This window comes from Miniimonas arenae (assembly GCF_006351005.1).
Classification (GTDB): domain Bacteria; phylum Actinomycetota; class Actinomycetes; order Actinomycetales; family Beutenbergiaceae; genus Miniimonas; species Miniimonas arenae.
Map to the genome: position 1 here is coordinate 15,842 of NZ_VENP01000033.1, position 21,728 is coordinate 37,569.

17 protein-coding genes are annotated in these 21,728 nt (G+C 73.5%); 12 read left to right on the plus strand and 5 right to left on the minus strand.

The window, feature by feature from the left end:
- The first annotated feature begins 6 nt into the window (after window positions 1-6).
- The 8 genes from nuoL (at window position 7) to htpX (ending at window position 11,180) form a co-directional block, all read left to right on the plus strand.
- Window positions 7-1,935, plus strand: a complete 1,929-nt coding sequence (nuoL, locus tag FH969_RS09585; protein WP_139987081.1) for an NADH-quinone oxidoreductase subunit L — start codon at window positions 7-9, stop codon at window positions 1,933-1,935.
- 14 nt (window positions 1,936-1,949) lie between these two features.
- Window positions 1,950-3,482 carry an NADH-quinone oxidoreductase subunit M gene (locus tag FH969_RS09590; protein WP_139987082.1) on the plus strand — a complete coding sequence of 511 codons (1,533 nt, stop codon included), beginning with the start codon at window positions 1,950-1,952 and terminating at the stop codon, window positions 3,480-3,482.
- Window positions 3,479-5,053: an NADH-quinone oxidoreductase subunit NuoN gene (nuoN, locus tag FH969_RS09595; RefSeq protein WP_139987083.1), complete on the plus strand. Its 1,575-nt coding sequence runs from the start codon at window positions 3,479-3,481 to the stop codon at window positions 5,051-5,053. Before FH969_RS09590 ends, nuoN begins: the two co-directional genes overlap by 4 nt.
- Window positions 5,054-5,061: 8 nt before the next feature.
- Window positions 5,062-6,066 carry a polyprenyl synthetase family protein gene (locus FH969_RS09600; RefSeq protein WP_139987084.1) on the plus strand — a complete coding sequence of 335 codons (1,005 nt, stop codon included), beginning with the start codon at window positions 5,062-5,064 and terminating at the stop codon, window positions 6,064-6,066.
- Window positions 6,059-6,889, plus strand: coding sequence for a putative protein N(5)-glutamine methyltransferase (locus FH969_RS09605; protein ID WP_139987085.1), 831 nt, complete (start codon window positions 6,059-6,061; stop codon window positions 6,887-6,889). The genes FH969_RS09600 and FH969_RS09605 overlap by 8 nt, the downstream gene beginning before the upstream one ends.
- A 57-nt stretch (window positions 6,890-6,946) precedes the next feature.
- Entirely contained in the window at window positions 6,947-8,632 is a 1,686-nt protein-coding gene (locus tag FH969_RS09610; RefSeq protein WP_139987086.1) for an alpha-amylase family glycosyl hydrolase, read from the plus strand.
- Window positions 8,633-8,747: 115 nt separating this feature from the next.
- A complete protein-coding gene (locus tag FH969_RS09615) occupies window positions 8,748-10,163 on the plus strand; it encodes an FAD-dependent oxidoreductase (protein WP_139987087.1) in 1,416 nt (471 codons plus the stop codon).
- 93 nt (window positions 10,164-10,256) lie between these two features.
- Window positions 10,257-11,180: a zinc metalloprotease HtpX gene (gene htpX / locus FH969_RS09620; RefSeq protein ID WP_139987088.1), complete on the plus strand. Its 924-nt coding sequence runs from the start codon at window positions 10,257-10,259 to the stop codon at window positions 11,178-11,180.
- A 283-nt stretch (window positions 11,181-11,463) separates the two neighbouring features.
- Here htpX and FH969_RS09625 read toward each other — a convergent pair whose 3' ends face one another.
- Both FH969_RS09625 and FH969_RS15985 read right to left on the minus strand, forming a co-directional pair.
- On the minus strand, window positions 11,464-11,748 hold the full coding sequence (locus FH969_RS09625) for a hypothetical protein (RefSeq protein WP_108719153.1): 285 nt from the start codon (window positions 11,746-11,748) through the stop codon (window positions 11,464-11,466).
- Between the two features lie 143 nt (window positions 11,749-11,891).
- Entirely contained in the window at window positions 11,892-12,020 is a 129-nt protein-coding gene (locus FH969_RS15985) for a hypothetical protein (protein ID WP_255421197.1), read from the minus strand.
- A 137-nt stretch (window positions 12,021-12,157) separates the two neighbouring features.
- Here FH969_RS15985 and FH969_RS09630 point away from each other — a divergent pair, with 137 nt between their 5' ends.
- Window positions 12,158-13,060 carry a LysR family transcriptional regulator gene (locus tag FH969_RS09630; protein ID WP_139987089.1) on the plus strand — a complete coding sequence of 301 codons (903 nt, stop codon included), beginning with the start codon at window positions 12,158-12,160 and terminating at the stop codon, window positions 13,058-13,060.
- Here the strand turns inward: FH969_RS09630 and FH969_RS09635 are convergent.
- On the minus strand, window positions 13,047-14,459 hold the full coding sequence (locus FH969_RS09635) for an APC family permease (RefSeq protein WP_139987090.1): 1,413 nt from the start codon (window positions 14,457-14,459) through the stop codon (window positions 13,047-13,049). The genes FH969_RS09630 and FH969_RS09635 overlap by 14 nt on opposite strands.
- Before the next feature lie 217 nt (window positions 14,460-14,676).
- On the opposite strand from FH969_RS09635, the gene FH969_RS09640 reads away from it, so the two are divergent.
- The 3 genes from FH969_RS09640 (at window position 14,677) to FH969_RS09650 (ending at window position 19,785) form a co-directional block, all read left to right on the plus strand.
- Complete coding sequence (locus FH969_RS09640; RefSeq protein WP_425462460.1) at window positions 14,677-15,615, plus strand: ABC transporter ATP-binding protein; 939 nt, start codon at window positions 14,677-14,679, stop codon at window positions 15,613-15,615.
- Window positions 15,615-18,185: an ABC transporter permease gene (locus tag FH969_RS09645; RefSeq protein WP_139987092.1), complete on the plus strand. Its 2,571-nt coding sequence runs from the start codon at window positions 15,615-15,617 to the stop codon at window positions 18,183-18,185. The genes FH969_RS09640 and FH969_RS09645 overlap by 1 nt, the downstream gene beginning before the upstream one ends.
- Before the next feature lie 118 nt (window positions 18,186-18,303).
- On the plus strand, window positions 18,304-19,785 hold the full coding sequence (locus FH969_RS09650; RefSeq protein WP_139987093.1) for an APC family permease: 1,482 nt from the start codon (window positions 18,304-18,306) through the stop codon (window positions 19,783-19,785).
- A 13-nt stretch (window positions 19,786-19,798) separates the two neighbouring features.
- Here the strand turns inward: FH969_RS09650 and FH969_RS09655 are convergent, their stop codons facing one another.
- Both FH969_RS09655 and FH969_RS09660 read right to left on the minus strand, forming a co-directional pair.
- The gene (locus FH969_RS09655) at window positions 19,799-20,428 is read right to left on the minus strand and encodes an MBL fold metallo-hydrolase (RefSeq protein ID WP_139987094.1); all 630 of its coding nucleotides are present in this window, start codon (window positions 20,426-20,428) and stop codon (window positions 19,799-19,801) included.
- On the minus strand, window positions 20,428-21,531 hold the full coding sequence (locus tag FH969_RS09660) for an S-(hydroxymethyl)mycothiol dehydrogenase (RefSeq protein WP_139987095.1): 1,104 nt from the start codon (window positions 21,529-21,531) through the stop codon (window positions 20,428-20,430). The genes FH969_RS09655 and FH969_RS09660 overlap by 1 nt, the downstream gene beginning before the upstream one ends.
- Between the last annotated feature and the right edge of the window lie 197 nt (window positions 21,532-21,728).

A 21,728-nucleotide genomic window follows, 5' to 3' on the forward strand; every position in this document is an offset into this window, starting at 1 on the left:
GGACCGATGATCGACTACTCCTGGCTCCTCGTCGCCATCCCGCTGGCGTCGGCGGCCCTGCTGCTCCTCCTCGGCCGCCGGGCCGACGCCTGGGGCCACCTCCTGGGCGTGCTCGCCGCGGCAGGCGCGTTCGTCGTCGGGCTGCTCGTGTTCCTCGAGGTGATGGGGCAGCCGTCCGAGGACCGCATCCACGACGTCTTCCTCTACTCGTGGATCCCCGCGGGCGACCTGCACATCGACGCCGGGCTGCGGATCGACCCGCTCTCGCTCACGTTCGTCCTGCTCATCACGTTCGTCGGGACGCTCATCCACATCTACTCGATCGGCTACATGGCGCACGACGCCGCGCGCCGCCGGTTCTTCGCCTACCTCAACCTGTTCGTCGCAGCCATGCTCCTGCTGGTGCTCGCGGACTCCTACGCCCTGCTGTTCGTCGGGTGGGAGGGCGTGGGTCTCGCGTCCTACCTGCTCATCGGGTTCTGGAACCACAACCTCGAGTACGCGGTCGCGGCCAAGAAGGCGTTCGTGATGAACCGCGTCGGCGACATGGGGCTCATCATCGCGATGGGTCTGCTGTTCGCCGCGATCGGCTCGGTCTCGTTCACCGACGTCGACGCCGCCGTCACGGCCGGCGCGCTCTCGACCGCGCAGGTCACCGCCGTCGGCCTGATGCTCCTGCTCGGCGCCGTCGGCAAGTCCGCCCAGTTCCCGCTGCAGGCCTGGCTCGGGGACGCGATGGCAGGCCCGACGCCCGTCTCGGCGCTCATCCACGCCGCCACGATGGTCACCGCGGGCGTGTACCTCGTGGTCCGCTCGCGCCTCATCTTCGAGGCGTCCCCGACGGCGCAGCTCGTCGTCGCGTGCATCGGCGCCTTCACCCTCCTGCTGGGGGCGGCGATCGCGTGCGCCAAGGACGACATCAAGAAGTCGCTCGCGGGCTCGACGATGTCGCAGATCGGCTACATGGTGCTCGCCGCCGGCCTCGGCCCGATCGGCTACGCGTTCGCGATCTTCCACCTCGTCACGCACGGCTTCTTCAAGGCCGGCCTGTTCCTCGGCGCCGGTTCGGTGATGCACGCGAACGGCGACTCCACCGACATGCGCACCTACGGCGCGCTGCGCAAGGTCATGCTCGTCACCTGGCTCACCTTCGGTGCGTGCTGGCTCGCCATCATGGGCGTCCCGCCCTTCTCCGGCTTCTACTCCAAGGACAAGATCATCGAGTCCGCGTTCGTCGGCGAGGGCTGGCAGCCGTGGGTGTTCGGTGGCGCCGCACTCATCGGCGCCGGCGTGACCGCCTTCTACATGTCCCGGATGTTCTTCCTCACCTTCCACGGCAAGGCCCGCTGGGTCGAGGCCGGTGCCACGGTGGCGCCGGACGACCCCCGGCCGGTGCGACACCCGCACGAGTCGCCGCTCGTCATGACCGTCCCGATCATCGTCCTGGCGATCGGCGCCCTCGGACTGGGCTTCGCGCTCACGCTCGGGAACGGGATCACGGGCTGGCTCGAGCCGGTCACCGGGCACTATGACCACGACGCACACCACGCCGTTCTTCCCGTGCCGGTCATCACGGTGACGACGCTCGTGCTCGTCGCGCTCGGCATCGCGCTGGCCTGGCGCCAGTACGGCATGAGCCCGGTCCCGCTCACGGCGCCGACCGGTTCGGCGCTCACGCGCGCCGCGCGGCGGGACTTCTACGCCGACGACGTCAACGAGGGGCTCGTCATGCGCCCCGGCCAGCACCTCACCCGCACGCTCGTCTACGCGGACACCGCGGTGGTCGACGGCGCGGTACGCGGCACCGCCTCGGGTGCGGTGGGCCTGGGGCAGCTGGCGCGGAAGCTGCAGAACGGCTACGTGCGCAGCTACGCCGCGATGATCCTGGCCGGCGTGGTCCTCGCCGGCATCGTCCTGCACCTCGTCCGGATGTGAGAGGAGGAGACACCATGAACTCGCTGCCCTGGATCACCATCCTGATCGTGCTCCCCCTCCTGGCCTCCGCAGTGCTCTGGCTCGTCCCCGGACTGCACCGCGTCGCCCGGCCCTACGGCCTCGTCGTGTCCCTCGTGACGCTCGGCCTCGCCGTCGCCATGGCGACGGGCTTCGACACCGGCACCGCCGGCTACCAGCTCACCGAGACCCACGCGTGGATCCCCGCGCTCGGGGTGAGCTACGCCGTCGGGCTCAACGGGCTCGGCCTCGTGATGGTGCTGCTCGCCGTCGGGCTCGTGCCCGTGGTGCTCGCCGCGGACTGGCACGCGGCCGACGACCCCGCCGAGCGGGAGGACGAGGACGCCGCGTACGTCGCGCGGCGACGAGCCACCTTCGTGGCGCTCGTCCTCGCGCTCACCTCACTCATGGTCGCGGTGTTCGCGGCGCGCGACCTGTTCCTGTTCTACGTCGTGTTCGAGGTCATGCTGCTCCCGGTCTACTTCCTCATCGGGATGTTCGGCGGGCCGCAGCGGCGCGCGGCCGCCGTGAAGTTCCTGCTGTACTCCCTCGCCGGCGGGCTCGTGATGCTGGCCGGCGTCGTCGTGACCTACCTGCACGGGCCGCGCGGGGACCAGGGCTTCCTCCTGGACTCCCTCGCCGGCGCCGTGACGGACCCGGTGACGCAACGCTGGCTGTTCGCGGCGTTCTTCATCGCGTTCGCGGTCAAGGCGCCGATGTGGCCGGTGCACACCTGGCTGCCGGACGCCACCGCACAGGGCACGCCCGGCACCTCCACGCTGCTGGTCGGCGTGCTGGACAAGGTCGGCACGTTCGGGATGCTCGCGCTGTGCCTGCCGCTGTTCCCGGACGCGGCCCGCTGGGCGGCGCCGGGGATCGTGGTCCTCGCGATCGTCTCGCTGCTCTACGGCGCGCTGGTCGCGATGGGCCAGCAGGACCTCATGCGGTTCGTGGCGTTCACGTCGGTGTCCCACTTCGGGTTCATCGTGCTCGGCATCTTCGTCGGCTCGCAGGTCGCCATGACGGGCGCGATGTTCTACATGGTCGCCCACGGCCTGTCGATCGCCGGCCTGTTCCTGCTCGCCGGGTACCTCGAGCGGCGCGGCGGCTCGCGGCGCATCGACGCCTACGGCGGCATGCAGCGCCTCACCCCGGTGCTGGCCGGCCTCTTCCTCGTCGCGGGCCTCGCGTCGATCGCGCTGCCGGGCCTGTCCGGGTTCATCGGGGAGTACCTCGTGCTGCTCGGGAGCTTCCAGTCATCGATCCCGGCCGCGGTGGTGGCCACGCTCGGCGTGGTGCTCGCGGCGCTCTACTTCCTGCTGGTCTACCAGCGGGTGTTCACCGGTGAGCCACGAGCCTCCCTGCGCGAGGCACGCGACGCGGGCACGCTGCGCGACCTCACGGCGCGCGAGCGCTGGACGATGGTCCCCGTCGTGGTCGCGATGGTGGTCCTCGGCGTGCTGCCCGGGCCGGTCCTCGACCTGCTCACCCCGATCTCGCAGGTGCTCGCCATGGGAGGCGTCCAGTGACCACGTTCGTCGCCCCCGTCATCGACTGGGCCGCGCTGTCGGCGATCCTCGTCATCGCGGGCACCGGCATCGTCGGGGTGCTCGTCGCCGCGTTCGTCCCGGCCTCCTCGCGCCGCACCGTCCAGGTCGTGCTCGCCCTCGTCGCACCGCTCGCGGCGCTCGCCGTCGTCGCGTGGCGCTGGAGCGTCGTGGTCGGCGGCGGCGAGAGCACGCTCGTGGCCGGCCAGCTCGCCGAGGACGGCCCCGCGCTGGCGGCGCAGGCGATCATCCTGATCTTCGCCGTCGTGGGCTTCGCGGTGATGGCCTCGCGCCTGCCGAACGGCGAGGAGGCGTTCGCGCCGCAGGGCGCGGCCGCGCCCGGCTCGGCGTACGAGGAGGCCGCCCGCAGAGCGGGCCTGGAGCAGACCGAGGTCTTCCCGCTCGCGCTGCTCAGCCTCGCCGGCATGCTCGTGTTCCCGATGGCGAACGACCTGCTCGTCATGTTCGTGGCGCTCGAGGTGCTCTCGCTGCCGCTGTACGTCCTGTCGGCCATGGCGCGCCGCCGGCGCGTGCTCTCGCACGAGGCCGCGCTGAAGTACTTCCTGCTCGGGGCGTTCTCCTCGGCGCTGTTCCTGTTCGGCGTCGCGCTGCTGTTCGGGTTCTCCGGCTCGATCTCGCTGCCGGACCTCGGCACCGCGGCGGCCACCACGGTCGGGATGGACGGCATGGCCGTCGTCGGCTTCGTGCTCGTCCTCACCGGCCTGCTGTTCAAGGTGGGCGCCGTGCCGTTCCACGCGTGGGTCCCGGACGTCTACCAGGGCGCCCCGACCCCCGTGACGGGGTTCATGGCCGCCGCGACCAAGACCGCCGCGTTCGCCGCGATCCTGCGGCTGCTCTACGTGGCCGCGCCCGGCTTCGGCTGGGACGTGGAGCCCGTGCTGTGGGCCGTCGCGATCGCCTCGATGCTGCTGGGCACCGTGGCTGCGATCGTCCAGACCGACATCAAGCGCACGCTCGCGTACTCCTCGGTGGCGCACGCCGGGTTCGCGCTGGTGGCGATCGTGTCGCTGTCGGAGCAGGGCCCGTCCGCCCTGCTGTTCTACCTGCTGGCGTACGGCCTCGCGACCGTCGGCGCGTTCGCCGTCGTGACCCTGGTGCGCGAGCGGGACGCCGACGGCAACGTCACGGGCGAGGCGACCCACCTGTCGCAGTGGGCCGGCCTCGGCCGGCGCCACCCCGTGCTCGCCGCCACCATGACGCTCTTCCTGCTCTCCTTCGCCGGCATCCCGCTCACCGCGGGCTTCGTGGGCAAGTTCGTCGCGTTCGTGGCGGCCGCCGACGGCGGTGCCTGGCCGCTCGTGGTCATCGCCGTGATCGCGTCGGCCGCGGCCGCGTTCTTCTACGTCCGCATCATCGTGCTCATGTACTTCAGCCGGCCCGAGGAGTCCGAGCGCCCCGGCGCCGACGCCGTCGAGCCCGGCGCGCTCACCCGCGCCTCGCTCGTGCTCTGCGCGCTCGGGACCCTCGTGCTGGGGGTCTGGCCGACCCCGGTGCTCGACCTGCTCGCGCAGGCGGCTAAGTTCGTCGTGTGAGTCGCCCTGTGAGTGCTGCACCCCTGCCGGTCAGCGACGCGCGCCTCGAGGAGGCGCTCGTCACCGGACTGGCCGAGATCGAGCGGCGCCTCGACCTCGCGGTGCGGCGTACCAGCGTGCTCGAGGACGCACCGTCGCGGCACCTGCTCGTGGCCGGCGGCAAGCGGATGCGGCCCGCGCTCGCGCTGCTCGCCGCGCAGCTGGGCACCGGCACGTCGGAGGAGGTGCTCGAGGCCGCCGTCGGCGTCGAGCTGACGCACCTCGCCTCGCTGTACCACGACGACGTCATGGACTCCGCGCCCACCCGGCGCGGGGCGCCGAGCGCGCACGAGGTGTGGGGCAACTCGGTGGCCATCCTCGCGGGGGACCTGCTGTTCGCCCGCGCCTCCCAGACCGTGGCCGGGCTCGGGCCCGAGGCCGTGCGGATCCAGGCCGAGACGTTCGAGCGGCTGTGCGTGGGCCAGCTCCACGAGACCCTCGGCCCGCGCGACGGCGAGGACCCGGTCGCGCACCACCTGGGCGTGCTCGCGGGCAAGACCGGCTCGCTCATCGCCGCGTCCGCGCACTACGGCGCGCTGTTCGCGGGCCTCACGGGAGCGCAGCTGACCGCGGTGGTCGAGTACGGCGAGCGGGTCGGCATCGCGTTCCAGCTCGCCGACGACGTCCTCGACCTCACCTCCAGCGCCGAGGTGCTCGGCAAGGTGCCCGGCACCGACCTGCGCGAGGGCGTCCCGACGATGCCCGTGCTGCTGCTGCGCCGCGCCGTCGAGGCCGGTGAGTCCGACGCGGCGGGCGCCGCGATCGTCGCCGCGCTCGACGGCGACCTCGCCTCGCCCGACGCGCTCGCCGACGTCGTGGCCGCCCTGCGCGCGCACCCCGTCATGGCGCAGGCACGCGACATGGCGCGCGCCTGGTCGCAGGAAGCGGTGCGCCACCTCGACGTGCTCCCGGACTCCCCGGCGCGGGACGCGCTGCGCGAGTTCGCGGACGTCGTGGTCGAGCGCCTTGCCTGAGCCGGTCGTGGCCGGGGCGCCCGACGGCGAGCCCGACGTCGGCCCCGACCCCGCCCTCGTCGCGGCCCTCGTCACGGCCCTGCGCGGGGCCGGCTGCGTGTTCGCCGAGGAGGAGGCCGCCCTGCTGGCCGAGCTGCCGGCTCCCGAGCGAGCGGCGGCCCTGAGCCGCCGGGTCGCCGGTGAGCCACTCGAGCACGTGCTCGGGTGGGCCGAGCTCGCGGGGGTGCGCGTCGCCGTCGGGCCCGGTGTGTTCGTGCCACGCCGGCGCACCGAGGCCCTGGTCGCGCAGGCGCAGCGCCTCCTGACCCCCGACGGCGTGCTGCTGGACCTGTGCTGCGGCAGCGGCGCCGTGGCGCGCGTGCTCGCCGAGCGCTGCCGGCCCGCGCGCGTGCACGCGAGCGACGTGGACGCCGCCGCCGTCGCCGTGGCCGCGGTCAACCTCGCGGGCCTGGGCACGGTGAGCGTCGCGGACGTGGTCGACGGCGTGCCGCCCGACCTGCGCGGCGCGGTCACGGTGCTCACGGCGAACGTCCCGTACGTGCCCACGCGCGAGCTCGACCTGCTCCCGCGTGACGTGCGCGAGCACGAGCCGCGGTTCACCCACGACGGCGGGGCGGACGGGCTCGACCTGCTGCGCCGCGTGCTGGCGGACGCGGCCACGTGGCTCGCCCCCGGCGGGGTCGCGCTGAGCGAGGTGGCCCCGCACCAGGTGGGCGCGGCGCTCGAGGCGGCCCACGCCGTCGGACTCGTGCCGTGGTGCGCGGTGGACGACGAGCGCGACGTGGCCGTGCTGCTGGCGCGGCGGCGCACTGACGCCCCCTGACGGTCGCTGACTCGCACCGACTCCCCTGACGGTCGCTGCGGCTGGCACGCTGGAGTGGTGACACAGGAGTGGTGGCGCGACGCCGTCTTCTACCAGGTCTACCCGCGCTCGTTCGCGGACTCCGACGGCGACGGCGAGGGCGACCTCGCAGGCCTGACGCAGCGGCTGCCCGCGCTGGCCGCGCTGGGGGTGGACGCGCTCTGGCTGACCCCGTTCTACCCCTCGCCGATGGTCGACGGCGGGTACGACGTGGCCGACTACACGGGCGTCGACCCGCGCTACGGCGACCTCGCCGCGCTCGACGCGCTGCTCGCGCGGGCCCACGAGCTCGGGCTGCGCGTGACGATCGACCTGGTCCCGAACCACTGCTCGAGCGAGCACCCCTGGTTCCGCGCGGCCCGCGACGCCGCCCCCGGCAGCCCCGAGCGCGAGATGTTCCTCGTCCGGGACGGGCGGGGGCCGGACGGCGCCCTGCCGCCGACGAACTGGCGCAGCGTGTTCGGCGGGCCGTCGTGGACCAGGCTTCCGGACGGCCAGTGGTACTACCACCTCTTCGCACCCGAGCAGCCCGACCTGAACTGGGCGAACCCGCGCGTGCTCGCGGCGTTCGAGGACGTGCTGCGGTTCTGGCTGGACCGGGGCGTGGACGGCTTCCGCATCGACGTGTCGGACGCCCTGGTCAAGGACCTCGACGCCGGGGACACGCCCGACGGCTCGCCCGTCATCCCCAAGGGCGCCGACTCCCCGCTGCACGACTACTACCGCGCGCTGCGCCGCGTCATGGACGCCTACGACGGCGACCGGATGGCCGTGATCGAGACCGGGGCGCCGCCCGAGGAGGTCGCGCTCCTCGTCCGTCCCGACGAGATGCACCTCGCGTTCGACCTCGCGCTGACCCGGGTGCGCTGGTCCGCCGCAGAGCTGCACGAGGCCGTGGTCGAGGGCCTCGCCGTCGCGCGGCTCGCGGGCGCGCCGGCCACGTGGGTGCTGGAGAACCACGACCTGCCGCGCGCCGTCACGCGCTACGCGGCGGACCTCGCGCTCGCGGGGGAGTACGTCCCCGAGCACGACGGCGCCGCTCGCCCGGTCACCCGGCTCACCGCCGCGGACCTCGCCCGGGGCACCCGGCGCGCGCGTGCGGCCGCCGTGCTGCTGCTCGCGCTGCCCGGCGCCGTGTACGTGTATCAGGGTCAGGAGCTCGGCCTGCCCGAGGTGGAGGACCTGCCCGACGGCGTGCGGGAGGACCCGGTCTTCTTCCGTTCCGGCGGGGTCGCCACGGGCAGGGACGGCTGCCGGGTGCCGCTGCCGTGGTCGGGGACGCAGGCGCCGTTCGGGTTCTCACCGCCCTCGGCCACGCGCGGCCCGTGGCTGCCGCAGCCCGACTCCTTCGCCGCGCTCACGCGTGAGGCCCAGGAGGCGGCAGGTGACTCGATGCTCGCGCTGTATAGCGAGCTGCTGGCGGTGCGTCGCCGGGAGCCGCTGCTGCGGCGCGGGGAGCTCACGTGGGTCGGGGACCTCACATCGACGCCTGACGTGCTCGCCTTCCGGCTGACCGCCGGGCCGGCCGCGCTCCTCGTGCTCGTGAACACGGGCGCCGCGTCCGTCCCGCTGCCGGCCGGTGAGGTGGTGGCCGCCAGCGTGCCGCGGGCCGAGCTCGCGGAAGACGCCGCTCGGGACGGCGCGACCCGGCTGCTGCCGTCCGACTCCGCCGTGGTGCTGCGCCTCGTCGGTCGGGCGACGTGACGCCGGACACGTCGCAAGTGAGGTCACCCTCACCCACGCGTAGACTGCGGGAGTCCGTCGCCCTGTGCGGCGCGCGCCGCCCCGCGGCCCGTGCGCCCGGCGACCCACCACCACGATGAGGTCACCTGTGAACCTGCGCGTCGCCGTCGTCGGCGCCGGCCCGGCCGGAATCTACGCCTCCGACATCCTGTCCCGGACCCTGCCGGGCACCGCGATCGACCTGTTCGACCGCCTGCCGGCGCCGTACGGGCTGGTGCGCTACGGCGTCGCGCCCGATCACCCGCGGATCAAGGCGATCGTGGCTGCGCTGGACAAGATCCTCGCGCGCGGCGACGTCCGCCTCATCGGCAACGTCGACGTCGGCGACGAGATCGGCGGGATCACCATCCAGGAGCTGGGCACGCTCTACGACGGCGTCATCCTCGCGACCGGCGCGATCCGCGACGCCGACCTCGACATCCCGGGCATCGACCTGCCCGGCTCGTTCGGTGCCGCCGACTTCGTCTCCTGGTTCGACGGCCACCCGGACGTCCCGCGCACCTGGCCGCTCGAGGCGAGCCAGATCGCGGTGATCGGCGCCGGGAACGTGGCGCTCGACGTCGCGCGCATGCTTGCCAAGCACGTCGAGGACCTGAGCGCGACGGAGATCCCGGCCAACGTCGCCGAGGGCCTGGCCGCCTCGCCCGTCACCGACGTCCACGTGTTCGCGCGGCGCGGCCCGGCGCAGGCGAAGTTCTCCCCCCTCGAGCTGCGCGAGCTCGGCCACGTGCCCGACGTCGACGTGCTCGTCTACCCGGAGGACTTCGAGTTCGACGCCGGCTCCGAGGCCGCGATGGCGGCCTCCAACCAGACGCGCCAGGTGGTCGCGACGCTCACCGACTGGGCGCTCAAGGACCCCGAGGAGGCGCGCGCCTCGCGCCGCCTCCACCTGCACTTCCTGCACCGGCCGGTCGAGGTGCTCGGCGAGGCCGGGCCCGACGGCGTGACGCGCGTGAGCGCGCTGCGCACCGAGCGCACCACGCTCGCGGGCGACGGCAGCGCCGTCGGCACCGGCGTCCTCGTGGACACCCCGGTGCAGGCGGTCTACCGCGCGGTGGGCTACTTCGGCTCGCCCGTCCCGGGCGTGCCGTTCGACCATGTCGCGGGCGTCATCCCGAACGACGGCGGCCGCGTGCTCGGCGAGGACGGCGCGCCGATCCCCGGCCTGTACGCGACCGGGTGGATCAAGCGCGGGCCGGTCGGGCTCATCGGCAGCACGAAGTCCGACGCGCAGGAGACGATCCGCAACCTGGCCGAGGACGTGGGCGCGGGCGTCGGTCTGCGGGCCGGCGGCGCCGGTGCCGGTGCCGACTCCGGCGTTGACGTGATCGACCTGCTCGAGGAGCGCGGTGTCCCGGTCACCACGTGGTCGGGCTGGGAGCTGCTCCAGGCGCACGAGCGGGCGCTCGGCGAGGCCGAGGGTCGCGAGCGGGTCAAGGTCGTGCCGCGCGAGGAGATGACCGCGATCAGTCGCGGCGCCCTCGTGTCCTGACGTCGGTGCCGTGAGGCCCGTGTTCTGAGGCGGGCGTCCTGGCGTCCGAGCGGACCTCACGCGCCGAGCCGGTGCGTCGGGGAGAATGAGCACATGACGAGCGCACCCGTCCTGCCGAGCCGGAGCCACCACAACGGGCTCAAGACCACGATGCTGTTCGGCGTCCTGTTCGGGGTGCTGCTGGGGATCGGTGCGCTCATCGCGGGCGGCACCGGCCAGCCGCGATGGATCTGGATCTTCGCCGGCCTCGGCCTGCTCTCCACGGCGATCAGCTTCTGGAACTCCGACAAGATCGCGATCGCGTCGATGCGCGCGCAGCCGGTCACGGAGGAGCAGGCACCCGCGATGTACCGCATCGTGCGCGAGCTCTCCGAGCGCGCGGGGCAGCCGATGCCACGGCTGTACGTCTCGCCCACCGAGGCGCCGAACGCGTTCGCCACCGGACGCAGCCCGAAGAAGGCCGCGGTCTGCTGCACGGTCGGGATCCTGCGGATCCTCGACGAGCGCGAGCTGCGCGGCGTGCTCGGCCACGAGCTCATGCACGTCTACAACCGGGACATCCTCACCTCCTCGGTCGCGGCCGCCGTCGCGGGTGTCATCACGTCCGTGGCGCAGTTCCTGCTGATCTTCGGCGGTGGTGGCCGCGGTCGGGAGGGGGGTGGCAACCCGCTCGCCGCGATCGGTGCGCTCGTCGGGCTCATCCTCGCGCCGTTCGCCGCGAGCCTCATCCAGCTCGCGATCTCGCGCACCCGCGAGTACGACGCCGACCACGACGGCGCGGCGCTCACCGGCGACCCGCTCGCCCTGGCGTCGGCGCTGCGCAAGCTCGAGAGCGGCGTCGCGGCGAGGCCGATGCAGCCCACGCAGCAGCTGGAGAACGTCTCCCACCTCATGATCGCCAACCCGTTCCGCGGCGGCGGGGTGGCCAAGCTGTTCGCGACGCACCCGCCGATGGCCGATCGCATCGCGCGGCTGGAGAGCCAGGCGGGCGCGCAGGGCGGGATGTACCGGTACTGACCGCGGGCTACCCCCGGCGTGACGCCACAGCGACTTCGCGTGACGCCACAGCGACTTCGCGTGACGCCACAGCGACCGCGCGTGACGCCACAGCGACTCAGGCCGCATCGCCCAGCGCCGCGGCGAGCATCGTCGCAGGTCAGCGAGTGCGCGTCGGGCGAGCGTGCCAGGTGAGTCGCTGTGCCGAAACGCCGAGTCGCTCTCCCGTCACGCGGAGTCGCTCTCCCGGAACGCCGACCCTTCCTGCCGGAACGTCGAGCGGGCGGGGTGAGTGCGGCGGGGTCTACCAGATCCAGCCGCGCGAGGCGAGGTCGAGCTCGAGGGCGACGATGTCGCCCGGCGCGTGCTCGGCGTCGTCCCCGCCCGCGTGCCGCACGGCGCTGCGCAGCGTGATCTCGTAGGCCTGGACGGCCGCGCGCGCGTGGTGGGCGCCGGCAAACCCGCTGTGGTGGTGGATCCGCCAGCACTCCGCGAGCAGTCGCGCGAGGCTCGCCTGGAGCTCGAGCGTGACCAGCGGGTCCTCCTCCGGCGCGCGGCGGTGCAGGAGACGCTCCCAGAGTTGGTGCACGGCGACCTCCCTCGGCCGGGTGTCACCAGCGTAGGAAGCGTTCGGCGGCGGCGCCAGGGTCGGGTCGCGTTGTCACCCCTCGGGGTGCCGGCGCGCGGTCAGCGAGCCGGCGACCGGTGCCCCTAGGGGGAGGTCAGCCGCGGTCAGCGAGGAGAGCGGCTGTTGTACATCGGGTCGAAGGCGCGGCGACGCGAGCCGTCGTGCTTGAGCTCGTACCAGGTGCCCGCAGCAGCGGCGGCGACGATGAGAACGAGGGCGACGACGGCGAACATGGCTTCCTTCTTCGGGTGACGAACGGCGTGGAGCGGGTGGGTAGCGGGGCGGCGTTGTCCCGCTGGTCACATCCTCCCGGAGACTGATGCCTTAGAACTAGTTAGTAGTGGTTTCGATTCATCTAAAGTGCTGCTTCATGATCGACCCCGTCAGTCTCCGTGTCCTGCTGGCCGTCCACGACACCGGCTCGGTCACGCGCGCGGCACGCCTGCTCGGCTACAGCGCGCCGAACCTCACGCAGCACCTGCGCAAGCTGGAGCGGGCGCTCAAGGCCCCGATGGTGGTGCGCGCGGGGCGGGGGGTGGTGCTCACGCCCGAGGCGCTCGCGGTGCTCGAGCCCGCGCGCGCGATCGTCGAGGGGCTCGAGGCGCTGCCGCTGCTCGCGCGGCAGGAGGCCGAGCCGTCAGGCACGTTCCGGATCGCCGCGTTCCCCACGTCGCTGCGGGGCATCGTGCTGCCCGCGATGGCCGTCGCGCGCGAGCGCTACCCGCGCCTGGAGATCGTGCCCACCGAGATCGAGCCCGGCCCGGGCCTGGACCTGCTGCGCAACGGCCGGCTCGACGTCGTGCTGTCCAAGGCTCTCGGGCCGATCGACCACACGGGCCGCGACCCCGACCACCTCCGGATCCGGATCGGGCTCGACCCGCTCGACGCCGTGGTGCCCGCCCAGCACCCGCTCGCGCGCCGCGACACGATCTCGCTCCCCGACCTGGCCCGCGAGCGGCTCGCGCTCACTCCGAACGAGGACCTCTACGGGCCGTGGATCGCGTCGCACTCCCCGGACCTCCTGGGCGCCGTCGAGCGGGCCTACGAGGCCGTCGAGCTCGCCTCGCTCGTGCGGTTCGTCGAGCTCGGGCTCGCCGTCACGGTCCTGCCGCGGATGGGCCGACCGCACCTGTCCGAGTCCGTCGTGGCCGTGCCGCTCGCCGACGACGACGCCTTCCGCACCATCGAGGTGCTCGTGCGCCCGATCGCCGCGCGGGCCCGCACCGTGACCGCGGTGGTCGAGCTGCTGCGCGACGCCCTCACGGGCGAGTGACGCCGTCGCCGTCGCGCTGCTCGCCGTCGCGCTGCTCGCCGTCGTGCTGCTCGGGCGCCGCGCCGTCCCGCGGCGCACGCCGCTCGTTCCACTGCGCCACCAGGTGCAGCACCACGCCGACTGCGAGCAGGACGGCGCCGAACAGCCAGACGATCGGCTCCTGCTGGCTCAGCAGCAGCACGCACGAGGCGATCCCGAGCACCGGCACGATCGTCCAGACCCGGAAGTGCTCCTCGGCCACGACGTCCCGGCGCAGCACCAGCACCGCGATGTTGGTGCTGAGGAACACGAACAGCAGCAGGAGGACGACGGTCTCGGCCAGCGTCGCCAGGTCGCCGACGAGCGTGAGCACGATCGCGACGCCGGTCGTCACGAGGATCGCCACCCACGGGGTGCGGCGCTCGGGCAGCACACGCGCCAGCGCGCTCGGCAGCAGGCCCTGCTCGGCCATGCCGTACGCGAGCCGGCTCGCCATGATCATCGTGAGCAGCGCGCCGTTCGCGACGGCGATGAGTGCGATGAGGCTGAACAGCCAGGACGGCACCGCCACCCTCGTGGCCTCGACGACGGCGAGCAGCGGTCCGCTCGACTCCGCCAGCTCCGAGGCCGGCAGCGCGATCGAGCTCGCGAGCCCGACCAGCACGTACACGACGCCCGCCGCGAGGAGCGCCCCGAACAGCGCGCGGGGGTAGTCCCGGCGCGGGTTCTTGACCTCCTCGATGACGTTGGCGGAGGTCTCGAACCCCACGAACGAGTAGTAGGCGATGATCGCGCCGCCGAGCACGGTGAGGGCGGCGGCGCTGCCCTCGGCCGGCTCGAGCACGCGGCCGACGTCCCCGCCACCGTTCCCGAGCAGCACCCCGACGGCGGCCACGACGATCACGAGCCCGCTCACCTCGATGATCGTCATCACCACGTTGGCCCCGAGCGACTCGCGGATGCCCCGCATGTTGAGGGCGGCGACGACGATCAGGAACACGATCGCGACCGGGATCGTCGGGACGTCGAGGAACGTGCGGAAGTACTCGCCCGCGAAGGCGAGCGCCAGGCCGGCCGCGCTCGTCACGCCCGCGGCGAGCATGCTGAAGCCGACGAGGAACGAGATCAGTGGCCGCTTGAACGCCCGCTGGGCGAACACCGCGGCGCCGCCCGCCCGCGGGTACTTCGTGACCAGCTCCGCGTACGAGCCGGCGGTGAGCATCGCGAGAAGCAGCGCCAGCAGGAGCGGCGCCCAGAGCATCCCGCCGACCTCGCCCGCGAGCACGCCCACGAGGGCGTAGATGCCCGCCCCGAGCACGTCGCCGAGGATGAAGAAGAACAGCAGCGGTCCGGTGATCCCGCGGCGCAGCTGGGTCGGTGGGGCGGTGGCGTCGTCCGTGGCGCGGGCGGTGTCGGTCATCGGGTCTCCTCGGTGCTGCGGTGCGACCCGGCGTCCGGATGCGCGACGTCGGGACCGGGCTTCTCGTGCGGGGACGTCCCGAGTCTGGCACCGGTGTCTCGCGTCGCGCCGCCCCCGGACGGGTGTCTGCGCTGGTGGTGGCGCGTGTGGGGTGGACGTCGCGGCAGCCGTGTCCACGGTGGCGCGCATGGCCGCCGGGAGGTGCGAGGCTTGCGGCGTGGACGACGCAGCGAGGGCGGACGAGACGACCACCGCGACCCCGGCAGCCGACTCGACCGACACGGCCGGCCGCACCGCGGCGGGCACCCCGATCGTCTCGGCGCGCGACCTCGTCAAGGTCTACGGCGAGGGCGACACGGCGGTGCGCGCGCTCGACGGCGTGAGCGTCGACTTCGCGCGCGGCGCCTTCACCGCGATCATGGGGCCGTCCGGGTCGGGCAAGTCCACGCTCATGCACTGCGTCGCCGGCCTGGACCGGCCCACGTCCGGCTCGGTCGTGGTCGACGGCGAGGAGACCTCGCGGATGAGCGAGCGTGGGCTGACCCGCCTGCGCCGCACCCGGCTCGGCTTCGTGTTCCAGGCGTTCAACCTCATCCCCACGCTGACGGCGCTGGAGAACATCACGCTCCCGCTCGACATCGCCCGTCGGCCGGTCGACGCCGAGCACCTCGACGCGGTCGTGCGCGCCGTCGGGCTCGCCGATCGCCTGGACCACAAGCCCGCCGAGCTCTCGGGCGGGCAGCAGCAGCGCGTGGCCTGCGCCCGCGCGCTCGTGGCGCGCCCCGCCGTCGTGCTGGCCGACGAGCCGACCGGGAACCTGGACTCGGTGTCCTCGCGCGAGGTGCTCGCGTTCCTGCGCCGCAGCGTCGAGGACCTCGGGCAGTCGGTCGTCATGGTGACGCACGACCCCACGGCCGCGTCGTTCGCGCACCGCGTGCTGTTCCTCGCCGACGGGCGCGTGGTGGACGAGCTGCACGACCCCACGGCCGAGTCGATCCTCGCCACGCTCGGCGCGATCGGGCCGGACGTCACGCGCGAGGACCGGTCCGCAGCAGCTCTGGACACCCGGCCCGACCCCGCCGACGCCGAGCACGCGCCGCACCAGGAGCGCCACGCCCACGCGCACCACCCGCGGCACGCCGCGCCGGAGTCCTGATGCTGCGGGTCGCCGTGCGCGGCATCCGCGCGCACCTCGTGCGGTTCGTGATGTCGCTGCTCGCTGTCGCGCTCGGCGTCGCGTTCGTGGCGGGCACGTTCTCGTTGCGCACGATGATGAGCGGCACGTTCGACCAGATCGTCGACGCCACCTCGACCGCCGACGTCTACGTCCGCGGCGCGAGCACCGACGACGAGGGTTCGGGCGGCGCATTCGGCGCGCAGTCACCGGTCGTGCCCGTCGACCTCACCGAGCCGATCGCCGCGCTCGACGGCGTGGCCACCGTCGTGCCCGACGTCTCCGGCTCGATCGTGCTGGTCGGTGCCGACGGCACCGCCGTGCAGACCGGCCAGGCGCCGAGCATCGGGCTCGGCTGGTCGCCCGACTCCACCGACGTCACGTTCCCGACGGGCCGCGCACCGCAGGGTGCGGACGAGATCGCGATCGAGCGCGGGGCGCTCGAGCGGTCCGGGCTCGCCGTCGGCGACGCGACCCGGATCGTCGTCGGGGGCGAGGTGCGTGACGTGACCGTGGTCGGCGAGGCCGACATGGGCGGCTCGATGGCCGGCGCGACGCTCATCCTGCTGCCCCAGGACGTCGCGCTCGCGGCGTTCGCGCCCGACGGCCTGGTGCCCTCGCTCGGCATCGCGCTCGCCGACGGCGCGAGCAGCGACGACGTGCTCACGGAGGTCGACGGCGTGCTCGCCGACTCCGGCACCGACGGGCTCGAGGCGGTGACGGGGGAGCAGGTGGCGCAGGAGAGCAAGGACGCGATCGCGGACGTGCTCGGGTTCATCACGACGTTCCTGCTCGTGTTCGCGGCCGTCGCGCTGTTCGTCGGGGCGTTCATCATCGCCAACACGTTCGCCATGTCGGTCCGTCAGCGGATGCGCGAGTTCGCGCTGCTGCGAGCGGTCGGCGCCTCGCCCGTGCAGGTCTTCGTCTCGATCCTCGTCCAGGCGGGCATCGTCGGGCTGGTCGGCGCCGCGATCGGCGTGCTCGGCGGTATCGGGCTCGTCGTCGCGCTGCGCGCCGGCCTGGACCGGATGGGCATGCAGCTCGCGGGGGAGATCCCGGCCGATCCCGAGACGCTCGCCCTGTCCGTCCTGGTGGGCACCGTGGTGAGCCTGGCCGCGGCGGCCGTCCCGGCCCGGCGGGCCGCGCTCGTGCCACCCGTCGAGGCGATGCGCGAGGAGGTCACCGTCCGCGAGCGGTCGCTGCGCACCCGCGGCTGGGTCGGTCTGGCCCTGCTCGTGGTGGGTGCGGGCGCGCTCGCGGTCGCCGTCGCGCGACCGAGCGCGGACCGCGCCCCGACGTGGCTCGGCGTCGGTGCCGGCGCGGTGCTCGTGGGGATGCTCGTCGTCGCACCGGTGCTCGCCCGCACGGTGGTGGGCGCGCTCGCGTGGCCGCTCGTGGCGCTGCTGCGCCCGATCGGGCGGCTCGCGCGCGGCAACGTCGTGCGCAGCCCGCGTCGCACGGCGAACACCGCCGGCGCGCTCATGATCGGCATGGCGCTCGTCGGCGCCGCGACGGTGATCGCCGCCTCGACGCAGGCGTCGGTGGCCGACGTCGTGGCCGCCGAGACCGACGCCGACCTCGTCCTGCGCTCGGCCAGCGGCACGATCCCCGAGGGCGTCGTCGCCGACGTCGAGGCGGTCCCGGGCGTCGAGGTCGCCGACGTCGTGCGGTACGCCCCGGCGACCGTCGCGCTGGCCGACGGTACCGCCGTCGGCGGTGGCCCCGGTCCGTCGCTCGTCGCGGGCATCGCGCCGGAGATGGTGGGGCGGACGCTGCTCGTCACGGTCGAGGACGGCGACCCCGGCCAGGCGCTCGCCGCGGGCGAGGCCATGGTGAACGCGAGCCTGCTCGACGGCGTGGGCGTGGGTGACGCGCTCGAGGTCACCGGCCCGAGCGGCGCGCCCCAGGAGGTCACGGTCGGCGCCGTCATCCGCTCGACGGCGGTCGGCACGTCGGTCACGGTCTCGACCGACGCGCTCGACGCGCTCGCACCGCGGCAGACCCAGGTCGTCGACACGATCTTCCTGGTGGCCGAGCCGGGCACCGACCCGGCGACGCTCAAGACCGACGTGAGCGCCGCCGTCGCGCCCTACGTGGTGGTCTCGGTGCTCACGCAGGAGGAGTTCGTCTCGCAGCTGTCGGCGCAGGTCGACCAGATCCTCGTCATCCTCTACGCGCTGCTCGGCCTGTCGGTGGTCATCGCGGTGCTCGGCATCGTCAACACGCTCGCGCTGTCGGTGATCGAGCGGACGCGGGAGATCGGGCTGCTGCGCGCCGTGGGGCTGGGCCGGCTGCAGCTGGCCGGCACGGTGACGATCGAGTCGGTGCTGACGGCGGTGTTCGGCACGGCGGTGGGGCTCGCCGTCGGCGTCGGGCTCGCGGCGACGATGCCGACCGTGTTCGAGGCCGACGGCCTCACGACGCTCGCCGTGCCCTGGGCGACGCTGCTCGTGATGCTGGCGCTCGCCGTCGTGGTGGGCGTGCTGGCGGCGGTGTGGCCGGCCGTGCGCGCCGCACGGCTGCGCGTGCTGGACGCCGTCTCGTACGAGTAGCGCGCGCGACGCGCGGGGCGGCGTGGGCACTAGAGGGCCCGACGGCGCGCACCCGCCCCCGCTAGGGTGGCGCGCGCGCACTCGTGCGCCCCTGAAGCGTCCGGCGAAAGGCGTCTCGATGAGCTTCATGACCCGCACCAAGAGCATCGAGGCGTCGCTGGCCGACGCCGAGTCGCGCCACCACTCGCTCAAGCGCACGCTCGGCCCGTGGGACCTCGCGATCATGGGCGTCGCGGTGGCGGTGGGCGCCGGCATCTTCTCGGTCGGTGCGAAGGCTGCGGCGAACTACGCCGGGCCCGCGATCTCGATCGGCTTCGTCATCGCGGCGATCACGTGCGGGCTGGCGATGATGGCCTACGCCGAGTTCGCCTCGACGGTGCCCGTGGCGGGGTCGGCGTACACGTTCACCTACGCCACCCTCGGGGAGTTCCTCGCCTGGATCATCGGCTGGGACCTCATCCTCGAGACGCTGACGGCCGCGGCCGTGATCGCCAAGTACTGGGGCATCTACCTGCAGGAGGTCTTCGCGATCGGCGGGCTCGACGTGCCGGCGACGTTCGACGTCGGGCCGGTCAGCGTGACGTGGGGGCCGTTCTTCATCGTCGCGGTGTTCACCACGCTGCTCGTGCTCGGGACGAAGCTGTCCGCGCGGGTGAGCGCGGTGTTCACGGTTCTCAAGGTCGCGACCGTGGTCTTCGTCATCGTGGTGGGCGCCTTCTACGTGCGGGCCTCGAACTACACGCCGTTCCTCCCGCCGACGACGCCGGTCGCCGAGGCGGACGCGACCGTGTGGCACCAGTCGCTCGTGGAGTTCCTCGCGGGTGCGCCGCAGACCACCTACGGCATCTTCGGCCTGCTCGCCGGCGCCTCGCTGGTCTTCTTCGCGTTCATCGGGTTCGACGTCGTGGCCACCTCCGCGGAGGAGGTGCGCAACCCGCAGCGCAACCTCCCGCTCGGCATCTTCGCGGGCCTCGGCCTCGTCACGATCCTCTACGTCGCCACGAGCGTGGTGCTGACCGGGATGGTGCCCTACACCGACCTCGCCGCGTCCGAGAACCCCTCGCTCGCGACGGCGTTCACGCTGGTCGGGGCGGACTGGGCGGCGCAGGTGATCTCGCTGTCGATCCTGCTGGGCCTCACCACCGTGATCATGGTCCTGCTGCTCGGCCTCACCCGCGTGGTGTTCTCGATGAGCCGCGACGGACTCTTCCCGCGGCAGTGGTCGCTCACCAGCGACCGGCGCAAAACGCCGATGCGGCTGCAGATCGCCGTCGGCATCGTGGTCGCCGTGCTGGCCGGGCTCACGGACGTGGGCGTGCTCGAGGAGATGATCAACATCGGCACGCTCTCGGCGTTCGTGCTGGTGAGCATCGCGGTTCCGGTGCTGCGCCGGAAGTACCCGAACCGGCAGATCGCCTACCGGATGCCGTTCTCGCCGGTGCTGCCGATCATCTCGGCGCTCGCGTGCTTCTGGCTGATGCTCAACCTCACCACGCTGACGTGGATGCGGTTCGGAGTGTGGCTCCTCATCGGCGTCGCGATCTACCTGCTGTACGGGCGGCGGCACAGCCGGCTCGCGACCGGCGAGGGGTCGGACTGAGGCCGGCCGGCTCTCACCGCCCCAACGCATCGGCCTCCGCGCCGATCGTCGTGTCCGGGCCGTGCCCGGTGTGCACCACCGTGTCGTCGGGCAGCGCGAACAGGACGCGGCGGATCGACTCCACGATGAGGTCGGCGTCGGAGAACGAGCGCCCGGTCGCGCCCGGCCCGCCCTGGAACAGCGTGTCGCCGGTGAACACCGCGCCGAGGTCGGGCGCGTAGAGGCACACCGCGCCGGGCGCGTGCCCGGGGGTGTGCAGCACGCGGAGGGTGGTGCCCGCGACGGCGACCTCCTGGCCGTCGGCGAGCTCGCCGTCGGGCGCGGCGAGAGGGTGGGTGAGCGCCCACACCGGGGCGTCCGCGGGATGCAGCAGCACGGGCGCGCCGGTCGCGCCGGCGAGGTCGGGCGCGACGCGCACGTGGTCGTCGTGCGCGTGGGTGCACACGATCGCCACCACGCGGCGCTCGCCGACGACGTCGAGGATCGCCTCGACGTCGTGCGGTGCGTCGATCACCACGCACTCGGCGTCGTCGCCGATCACCCAGACGTTGTTGTCGACGTGATGCGTCTGCCCGTCGAGGGAGAACGTGCCCGACGTCGTGCCGTGGTCGATCCTGACCGCACCGACGGACGAGCCGGCCATCAGAGCGTCACCACGCTGCGCAGGACGTCGCCGCCGTGCATCTTCGCGAAGGCGGCCTCGACGTCGCCGATTCCGATGGTCTCGGTGACGAACGCCTCGAGCGGCAGGCGGCCCTGCAGGTAGAGGTCGATGAGCAGCGGGAAGTCGCGCGAGGGCAGGCAGTCGCCGTACCAGGAGGACTTCAGTGCGCCGCCGCGGCCGAACACGTCGAGCAGGGGGATGTCGGGGATGCGCATCTCGGGCGTCGGGACGCCGACGAGCACGACGATGCCGGCGAGGTCACGCGCGTAGAACGCCTGCTGCCAGGTCTCGGGGCGTCCGACGGCGTCGATCACCACGTCAGCGCCGTGGCCGTCGGTGAGGGCCTGCACTGCGGCGACGACGTCCTGGTCGCGGCCGTTGACGGTGTGCGTGGCGCCGAGCTCCTGGGCGGTGGCGAGCTTGCGGTCGTCGAGGTCGACGGCGATGATCCGGTTCGCGCCGGCCAGTCGCGCTCCCGCGATCGCCGCCGCGCCGACGCCGCCGCAGCCGATGACGGCGACGGAGTCCCCGCGGGTGACGCCGCCGGTGTTGATCGCGGCGCCCAGGCCCGCCATGACGCCGCAGCCGAGCAGGCCGGCGACCTCGGGCTTCGCGGCCGGGTCGACCTTGGTGCACTGCCCGGCGGCGACGAGGGTGAACTCGGTGAACGCGCCGATGCCGAGGGCGGGGGAGAGCTCGGTGCCGGCCTGCGGGTCGCCATCCGCGAGCGCCATCCTCTGGGTCGCGTTGTGCGTGGCGAAGCAGTACCAGGGCCGGCCGCGGCGGCACGCGCGGCACTGCCCGCAGACGGCGCGCCAGTTCAGGACGACGTAGTCGTCGACGGCGACGTCGGTGACGCCCGGGCCGACCTCCTCCACGACGCCGGCGGCCTCGTGGCCGAGCAGGTAGGGGAAGTCCTCGCCGATGCCGCCCTCGCGGTAGTGCAGGTCGGTGTGGCAGACGCCGCACGCCTGCACGCGGACCACGGCCTCGCCGGGGCCGGGATCGGGCACGACGATCGTCGCGAGCTCGACCGGCGCGCCCTTGGCGCGCGCGATGACGGCGGTGCTGGTGCGGGGCATGGGGCTCCTTCGTCCGTCGGTGCGCCGTCGGGCGTGGGCGCGTGCGCGACGTCGACGGCGAGGGTGCGGGTTGAGCCTAGTTGGGTGCGTGGGTGGGTGCGCGGACCGGTGGGTGCCCGAGGCGCACTCCTGCCTGGCGCATGAGTGACGGCGCGCTAGGGGAGGATTGTCACGCTGTCCGCACGCAGCCAACCACC